General features: G+C 48.9%; 8 protein-coding genes and 1 other RNA gene. 3 read left to right on the top strand and 6 right to left on the bottom strand.

What is annotated here, in order from left to right:
* Positions 1-192 precede the first annotated feature (192 nt).
* The 6 genes from nadA to ffs form a co-directional block, all read right to left on the bottom strand.
* Positions 193-1,107 (bottom strand): quinolinate synthase NadA, encoded by a 915-nt coding sequence (nadA, locus tag AB7U36_RS13675; protein ID WP_428160312.1) that lies wholly within the window; start codon positions 1,105-1,107, stop codon positions 193-195.
* Positions 1,107-1,778, bottom strand: coding sequence for a LolA family protein (locus AB7U36_RS13670; RefSeq protein ID WP_428160311.1), 672 nt, complete (start codon positions 1,776-1,778; stop codon positions 1,107-1,109). Before AB7U36_RS13670 ends, nadA begins: the two co-directional genes overlap by 1 nt.
* Positions 1,779-1,791: 13 nt before the next feature.
* Positions 1,792-3,381 carry a class I adenylate-forming enzyme family protein gene (locus AB7U36_RS13665; protein ID WP_428160310.1) on the bottom strand — a complete coding sequence of 530 codons (1,590 nt, stop codon included), beginning with the start codon at positions 3,379-3,381 and terminating at the stop codon, positions 1,792-1,794.
* Positions 3,382-3,675: 294 nt separating this feature from the next.
* Positions 3,676-5,586 carry a molecular chaperone DnaK gene (dnaK, locus tag AB7U36_RS13660; RefSeq protein ID WP_428160309.1) on the bottom strand — a complete coding sequence of 637 codons (1,911 nt, stop codon included), beginning with the start codon at positions 5,584-5,586 and terminating at the stop codon, positions 3,676-3,678.
* 22 nt (positions 5,587-5,608) lie between these two features.
* Positions 5,609-6,214 (bottom strand): nucleotide exchange factor GrpE, encoded by a 606-nt coding sequence (grpE, locus tag AB7U36_RS13655; protein ID WP_428160308.1) that lies wholly within the window; start codon positions 6,212-6,214, stop codon positions 5,609-5,611.
* 153 nt (positions 6,215-6,367) lie between these two features.
* Positions 6,368-6,464, bottom strand: an RNA gene (gene ffs, locus AB7U36_RS13650) — signal recognition particle sRNA small type.
* A gap of 193 nt (positions 6,465-6,657) precedes the next feature.
* Between ffs and AB7U36_RS13645 the strand changes: the two genes are divergently transcribed.
* From AB7U36_RS13645 to AB7U36_RS13635, 3 genes are all read left to right on the top strand, one after another.
* Positions 6,658-6,966, top strand: a complete 309-nt coding sequence (locus tag AB7U36_RS13645) for an STAS domain-containing protein (protein ID WP_428160307.1) — start codon at positions 6,658-6,660, stop codon at positions 6,964-6,966.
* Between the two features lie 36 nt (positions 6,967-7,002).
* On the top strand, positions 7,003-7,299 hold the full coding sequence (locus AB7U36_RS13640) for a hypothetical protein (RefSeq protein ID WP_428160306.1): 297 nt from the start codon (positions 7,003-7,005) through the stop codon (positions 7,297-7,299).
* 54 nt (positions 7,300-7,353) lie between these two features.
* Positions 7,354-8,304: NADH:flavin oxidoreductase (locus AB7U36_RS13635; protein ID WP_428160305.1), on the top strand; the 951-nt coding region annotated here is incomplete at its 3' end.

The following is an 8,304-nucleotide window of genomic DNA, read 5'->3' as shown; positions in this document are numbered from 1 at the left end:
TCCAAGTGAATTCACGCCGGAGCTGAACGCGTCCTATCTATCCGAATTGAAGACCGAACAAAAAATAAATCAGGAGAGAAAGAGATGAGCATCTGGTCCTGGTACCCCATGTTTCAGGATGGAAATTTGATCCTTCTCAGGCCTTCATCTTTGAATGGTTTTGGGATTATTTTACCAGGGATGGCAGTCCATCTATTTGGTATCAATCATTTTTTTAACAGCATTCATGGCTTTGACGCGGATTGTTTCTTCAACCGTCACCTGTCCTGACATATTTTCAAGACAGTTCATAATATCCCGCAATCGCGTTTTTTTCATATCCGTGCATACCAGTTGATCTGATACGGGAAAAAAGGTTTTTTCAGGGTGTGCCTTTGAAATGGCATGGATCAAGCCTGTCTCCGTGCCCAGAATAAACTGATCGGCAGAACTTGCACCGGCAAACCGGATCATTCCCGATGTGGACTGGATGCTGTCGGCAAGTTCAAGCACATTGGGGGGGCACTCCGGGTGGGCCACAAACAGGGCTTTGGGATGGGCGGATTTCGATGCGTTAACCGCTTCAACACTTAAATCGTTGTGAAAGGGGCAGTATCCTTCCCACAAATGGATCTTTTTACCGGTATTGGCCGCAGCATACCGGGCCAGATTCCGGTCCGGTGCCATGAGTACTTCATCGTTCTTTAAGGCGTTCACCACCTTGACCACGTTGGCGGAGGTGCAGCAGATATCAGATACCGCCTTTACTGCAGCAGATGAGTTGACGTAGGTGATGACGGGGATGCCGCCAAGGTCGCCCTTGCGTTTGACCAGCGCCTGGGGGGTAACCATATCTGCCATGGGACACCCGGCATCGGGATTGGGCATGAGCACTATTTTATCCGGACACAGGATGGCTGCGGTTTCTGCCATAAAGCGGACCCCGCAGCAGACAATAATGTCCGCATCCGTAGCTGCCGCCTTTATGCTCATTTCAAGGGAATCGCCGCACAGGTCCGCCACATCCTGAATCTGGGCAGACTGGTAATTATGGGCCAGGATAATGGCCTTCTTTGCCTTGGCCAGGTCCCGGATCTGCTGGTGGAGTGTAAAATGTTTAGTCGTCATCAGTCCATTTCTATAATTTCTGTCCCCGGCGGGGGGGTAAATTCAAATATCTGTTCGTTAAACATGCTGAACTTGATATTGGTAAATATGAACTTGGTGGTGTCCCCGTAAAGATTTTCGGTTTCCACCACAGGGATTTCATATCCCGGAAGATTCACTGTGATACGTATTTTTGCAAGCTCCGGGGTCTTCTTTTTCGGGGTCAGCACAAGTTGTGAAAAGTTTTTTCCTGATTTGCCCGGTTCAATGGTGAACTCTTTTCTGATTCTTCGGATATCTGCCAGAAATGCGCCGCCTGAGCCGGACTGAAAAAACGGGGCTGCATCTCCGGTCATCATCTGGTTTTCCCCGGGCCGATAGATCCACAGATTTTTCCCATTGGTGATGATTTCATGGTTGTCTGAACTTTCATATACCCATTTCATTTTTCCCGGGTGGCTGAACCAGGCTTTGCCTTTGGCAATTTCAGTCACATCCAGAGCGGTCAGACGTGAGGCCTGTTCAAAATCGGCAGTGAAACTTTTGTTGGCGTATTTTGCCTCAATCCCGGAAACGATTTTGGCGGTTCCACCATCAAAGGACTGGGCCGCATTGCAGGGCACGGTTACCAGTATCATGGAGATAAAAACCGCCATTGCCCATGCGGTAAAACACCTGGCCATATATTTCATTTTATTTCCCTTTTTATTTGAGTAGCACATCCATGGATTTGCGTTTGTCTTCGGCATAAATTCTTCGCAGTTTCGGCTTTTCTATTTTACCGGTGGGGTTTCTGGGGACATCACCGAAAAATATTTTTTTCAGTTGCTTGTACCTGGGAAGCTTACTCTGGAAATCAAGAACATCCTGTTCACACATCATGGTATTGGGTTTGAGGCTGATAATTCCGGCAGGGATTTCTCCCAGACGATCGTCAGGCACGCCGATCACCGCAATGTCCCGGATTTTTTCATGTTTGAGAAAAAAATTTTCAATTTCCACAGGAAAAATGTTTTCCCCACCATAGATAATCACATCCTTTTTGCGGTCCACAAGCCAGATAAAACCCTCCTTGTCGTACCTGGCCATGTCCCCGGTAAACAGCCATCCGTTTTTTATGGTTTTGGCCGTGGCTTCCGGATTTTTGTAATATTCTTTCATCATTCCGGGGCCTTTGACAATAAGCTCGCCGGTTTCACCAAAGGGCAGCCTGCTGCCCTGCTTGTCCACAATCCGGGCTTGCCAGCCATATCCGGGAAGGCCGATGGGGCCGATCCGGTCCGCGTTTGCCACGCCTAAATGGACACACCCGGGGCCTGAGGATTCGGTCAATCCGTAATTGGTGTCGTAATCCTGACCAGGAAAATGGTTGCGCCAGTTCCGAATCAGGCTCGGGGGTACGGGCTGGGCCCCGATGTGCATGAGACGCCACTGGGAAAGGCTGTAGTCAGCGGGCTTGATCCGGCCGTTGTCAATGGCAATGAGAATATCATGAGCCCAGGGCACCAGCAGCCAGACAATGGTACACTTCTCTTCAGATACGGCCTCAATGATCCATTCAGACTTGACACCATTAAGCAGGACGCATTTTCCCCCCACCAGAAAAGAGCCCATCCAGTGCATTTTAGCACCGGTGTGGTAAAGGGGCGGGATGCACAGGAATACGTCATCATGGGTTTGGCTGTGGTGGTCATTTTCCACTTCACATGCATGCATCAACGCCCTGTGGGTGTGTAGAACCGCCTTAGGCGTGCCGGTGGTGCCGGAAGTGAAATACAGGGCTGCATCATCTTCAGGGGTGATTTCCACATCCGGAGGTATGAGACCGTCTGCTTTACAGATGAATGGGTTAAAAGAACAGGCCCAGTCCGGGCAATCATTCTCCGGTCCTGTGTATATCCACAATTCCACAAATTGGGATAATTCCTGCCTGATTTCTTCCAGCCGGTCCAGAAATTCAGGACCGAAAATAAAAACCTTGGCTTCTGCTGTTACGGTGCACAAACGGATTTTGTCTGATTCAAACCTGAAGTTCAAGGGAACGATCCAGGCCCCGGTATATAATACCCCGAAATAGATGGGCAGCCATGCCAGGCAATTGGTCATGAGCTGGACCACTTTATCCCCTTTTTTAATGCCTTTTGCCTGCAGGGCATTGGCTGTCTGAACGCTTTGCCGGTAAAAGCCGGACCAGGTGATCTGTGTACGCCTGCCCGTGGCCGGGGTTCGTTCAATTAAAGCTGTTTTTTCCGGGTAAAGTGCGTTGTTCTGCCGGAGGATGTCGGTGATGACCATATTAAATCAACATCTCCTGTTTATGACCACGGAAAACACGGAACGCACTGAAAGTCAGGGTGCCAAGCGCTTAATTTGTATTTTGGGATGACTGTCAAAGTTGACGTCTCTTCTTCAAAACTCAAGCTCATTTCCGTGTCCTTCCGTGTTTTCCGTGGTTCAGCCTAATGTTAAAATTCAACGATAACAAAAATCCTGCCGGGGCAATATAGATCACGGCAGGATTATATTCAACATCAAATTCCCGCCCTGAATCCGCACGGTATGACCCAGGGTGGGCCGTATCAAATGTCTTTATTTATCTTTTTTGACCTCTTCAAAATCCGCATCAACGACATCATCATCGTCGTTGGCAGGACCGGCACCAGCATCAGCACCACCGGCCTGGCTGTCTGTCTGTGCCTGCTGGTACATCACTTCGGCCAGTTTGTGGGAGGCCTGGGACAAGGCTTCAATTTTGGCTTTGATATCCTCCAGGTTGTCGGAGTCTTTGGCCAGCTTCAGGGCCTGGGCAGCATCCTCAATGGATTTTCTGGTGGCTTTATCCACCTTGTCCCCATGCTCTTTCAGGGTTTTTTGCGTCTGATCCACCAGGGCCTCGGCCTGGTTTTTGGTATCCACCAGTTCACGTTTCTTCTTGTCTTCTTCGGCGTGCAGCTCAGCGTCTTTTACCATGCGCTCAATCTCATCCTTGCTTAAGCCGGACGCTGCCGTGATCTGGATGGATTGTTCCTTGCCTGTGGCCTTATCCTTGGCTGATACGTGAACAATACCGTTGGCATCAATGTCAAAGGTAACCTCAATCTGGGGAACGCCCCTGGGTGCAGGGGGGATGTCGGACAGTTCAAACTGCCCCAGGGTCTTGTTGTTTGCCGACATCTGGCGTTCACCCTGGAGTACGTGGATGGACACAGCCGGCTGGTTGTCGGCAGCCGTGGAGAACACCTGACTCTTTTTGGTGGGGATGGTGGTGTTCTTTTCTATCAGCCGGGTCATAACGCCGCCAAGGGTCTCAATGCCCAGGGAGAGCGGAGTGACATCCAGCAGGAGCACGTCGTTGACATCGCCCTGGAGTACGCCTGCCTGGACCGCTGCGCCCATGGCAACCACCTCATCCGGGTTAACCCCCTTGTGGGGTTTCTTGCCAAAAATCTTTTCAACACGTTCCTGAACCGCAGGCATACGGGTCATGCCGCCAACCAGCACCACCTCATCCACATCTCCGGGTTTCATGTGTGCTTCTTTCAGCGCAGTGGTACAGGGGATTTCCAGTTTGTCCAGAAGATCGGACACAAGGGACTCCAGTTTTGCTCTGGTCAGTTTCATGTCCAGATGCTTGGGACCGGATGCGTCCGCTGTAATAAAGGGCAGGTTAATGCTGGTTTCCGTGGAGGTTGACAGCTCCATTTTTGCCTTTTCAGCAGCTTCCTTAAGACGCTGAAGCGCCATTTTATCGCTTCGCAGGTCAATGCCCTGGTCTTTTTTGAATTCGCTTGCCAGATAGTCAATGATACGCAGGTCAAAGTCTTCACCGCCCAGATGTGTATCCCCTGAAGTGGATTTTACTTCAAACACCCCGTCGCCGATTTCAAGGACAGAGACGTCAAATGTACCGCCGCCAAGATCGAAAACCGCGATTTTTTCTTCGCCTTTCTTATCCAGGCCATAGGCCAGGGACGCGGCTGTGGGTTCATTGATGATGCGTTTGACTTCCAGCCCTGCAATTTTGCCGGCATCCTTGGTGGCCTGGCGCTGGCTGTCGTTAAAGTAGGCCGGAACCGTAATCACGGCTTCGGTCACGGCTTCCCCAAGGTAATCCTCAGCGGTTTTCTTGATATTGGCAAGAATAAACGAGGAAACTTCGGCAGGGCTGTACTGCTTTCCCCTGATATTGATCCGGGTGTCGCCGTTGGCGGCTGCCTCTAATCTATATGGAAGTATGGGGATATCAGTCTGAACTTCCTTTGAGTTGAATTTCCTGCCGATAAGACGTTTTACACCGAAAATTGTATTTTCAGGGTTTGTTACGGCCTGGCGCTTGGCAGTCTGGCCTACAATACGCTCCCCGCTTTCAGTGACAGCCACAATGGACGGCGTTGTTCTGCCGCCTTCGGCATTGGTAATAATCTTTACCTCTCCACCGGCTTCCATAACCGCGACACATGAATTGGTTGTGCCAAGGTCGATTCCAATAATTTTACCCATAACAATTCCTTTCTAAATATCTTTAATCTTCTATAGTAGTTTCTGGGGTCTGTTTTTCAACGCCTTTTGATACAACCACCATGGCCGGCCTGAGCAGTCTGTCATGAAGCAGATATCCTTTTTGCAGGACATTGGTGACAGTATTGTCCGGTACGTCATTATTCTCTGCATGGGTGACGGCCTGATGAAACGTGGGGTCAAAGGGTTGATTTTCTGCCTCAACCCGCTTTATGCTGAAGGATTCAAACAGTTTGAGAAGCTCTTTGTGGGTCAGTTTTACGCCTTCAAGCAGACTGGTTTCCTCTACTGCATCTGTGGCCGAGTCAATGGCCCGCTCAAGATTATCCACCACTGAAAGAAGCTGTCTGAAAACGGTTTCATTGGCAAATTTTTTGAAATCATCAATTTCCCTTTGCTTGCGCTTTTTGAAATTTTCAAATTCCGCAGATAATCTGAGCACCTTATCTTTTTGCTCATTTAGCTGATCTTCAACCCCTTTGAGATCATCTTTGGCTTCCGGGTTATTTCCTTTATCGGAATTTTTTTGCTCGTCTGTCTCTGGAGTATTCGGGGAATCGTTTTTTTCCGCTTCCCCGTCAGTTGTATTTTTATTCTCTTTGAGTACCAATGTATTTGCTCCAAAATCCCTTATACTTAAGTGGTTAAAAATGAATTAATGATAAATTGTGGCTGAAAAATAAGTCTGTTTGAAAACATGTCAAGATAAAAAAGGATGGTAAAAAAAGAAAACCCGGCTGAACAAATAGGGCGGATAATTGCGTAACCGGGATCAATCCGCGACACAGAAGGGATCACTTATCGCTGCTTCCTTCCGGACCTGACGAGGTTCATGGCCTTTTGTTACGAGGCGACCGGTCAGAATTATCCGCCCGACTTGATCAGCCGGGAAGTTACATTATATACATGGTCTTCAATTTAAATTCAAGGAGAAAATAAATGTGAATACGTTGATGATTGTGAATTTGAAGATAATTTTTGGATTTGAACAAAACCGGGTTTTAAGATAATATAAAAATTTAATTCAACCCGTCATTGCAAAAGGAGAGAACAATGAGTGAAATAGTCACTGATGTGGACCAGACTACCGTTAAGCCCGGTGAAGATGTGGTTGCGTCCATGGCTGAAGGGTTTAAGGGGGAACTGCTTTCCGCCGTCAACGCCTCCCAGGGTAACCTGGTTATTGATCTTGGTGGCGTGAACATGGTGGATTCCGTTGGTATTGGTGTGATTATTGCCGCCTATAATTCCCTGAGCCAGTCCAACCGCCAGTTAAAGGTCATCAATGTTGCACAGGATATTTACGGCCTGTTTTCAACCATGAGGCTGAATCGCCGTTTTACCGTGGAAGCGGCCCAATAGATCTCAATTAGGCTCAAGACAGGAGAGGATAGATAAATGCGTTTTTTTCTGATTTCTTTTCTGGTTTTTTGTATGGCAGTATTGCCGGCCTGCAAAAGCGAGAACGACGATTACGCTGGCCTTGGTAAGCTCATTGCCGATAGGAATAAGATGCGCTACCGCCTGGCTGAGGAATCGAAAAAAAATACGCGTAAAAAAGAATTATCAACGAACGTATTGGATGAAAAAAAAATCGTTATCGTTGACACCTCTTCCGGAACCCCCCTTGGTCAAGGGATTGCCTATGTAAACAAAAAAGGCGAAATTGTAAAAATTAAATTAGTCAATGACTAATGCCGGATGTAACCCTCTCAATCCTACTATTCAATCCTAATTAGGAACGTACCTATGCTGTCAGATCTTTTCAGTCCCATCCGAATCCAGCACATGGAAGTTAAAAATCGGCTGCTCATGTCAGCCATGAGCATTAATTTCGGCGTGGATGAGCATTGCCATGTCACGGACCAGCTTACGGAATACTTCGCGACCCGGGCCAGGGGCGGTGTCGGCATGATGCTTGTGGGCGGTGGCGGGGTTCACCCCAGCGGCCAGGAACTGCCTGAGCTTCCCCAGATGTATGAGGATTCATGTATTCCGGCCCTGAAAAAAATGGTTAACCGGATTAAGGAATATGATGTCTGTTTCGGGGTTCAGTTGCTGCACGGGGGCCGCCAGTCCTATCTGCCGGAAAAAGTGGCACCGTCTGCTATTCCGGCCCCTGCTGTGGTTAAAGGAGAGGTCCGTGCTCTGGAGAAAGAGGAAATAAAAAACCTTGCCAACTGTTTTGGACAGGCAGCCCGGCGGTGCCGGGAGGCCGGGTTTGATTTTATAGAGCTGCACGGTGCCCACGGATACCTGATCAACCAGTTCCTTGCACCAAATTCCAATATCCGTACCGATGAATACGGCGGCAGTTTTGAGAATCGCACCCGGTTTCTGTTTGAGGTGATTGACACGGTAAAGAATACCGCAGGTACAGACTTTCCCGTGGGAATCCGCATCAATGGCAATGATTACATTGAAAACGGATGGGAACTTAAAGATACCCTGCGCATTGCCCCGCTCCTGGAACAGGCCGGGGTAGCCTACATCCATGTGTCCGGTGGTGTTTACGGATCCACAGAGCTGACCATCCCGTCCATGTATACGCCCCAGGGGTGTTTTATACATATGGCTGAGGCGGTTAAGCAGGTGGTCAATGTGCCTGTGATCACCGTAGGGCGGATCAAGGACCCGGCCATGGCCAATGCCGCCATCAGGGATGGAAAAGCAGATATGGTGGCATTAGGACGCTCCATT

Source organism: Desulfobacter sp., from assembly GCF_050177295.1.
The sequence above is the reverse complement of the archived record's forward strand: the minus strand, read 5'-3'. Positions and strand labels throughout refer to the sequence as shown.